The organism is Bacillus sp. SIMBA_026 (assembly GCF_046535335.1).
GTDB classification, from domain to species: domain Bacteria; phylum Bacillota; class Bacilli; order Bacillales; family Bacillaceae; genus Bacillus; species Bacillus velezensis.
In genome coordinates, this window is record NZ_JAWRWX010000124.1 from 1 (window position 1) to 277 (window position 277).

Annotated in this window: 1 protein-coding gene; it reads right to left on the reverse strand. The window is 58.8% G+C overall.

The window, feature by feature from the left end:
- Nucleotides 1-277, reverse strand: a 277-nt coding sequence (locus tag SB847_RS20920; protein WP_410578516.1) for a hypothetical protein, incomplete at both ends; no start/stop codon positions are given.

A 277-nucleotide genomic window follows, 5' to 3' on the forward strand; every position in this document is an offset into this window, starting at 1 on the left:
GCCATTGAACTTGACCAGGCCTGCAGGAAGGGTCGTGTCTTCCTGGGGATCAATAATCCACAGCGGCGCCACGACGGAGGCGTCCCTATCCATCGGGTCTCCGAGTTTCACCTGACCGAATGCCATATAGTCCTTATGCCCGTCCACAAGGATGACCACTTGGATCTGCTGGCCGGAGTTGATGAGCCCGGATGATGAAGCAGCCGCCGTCGCTGTATAAACCAGCTGCTGGACCGCGCGCTGGGCCATTCCGGGATCGAGGTTCGAGTTGAATGCG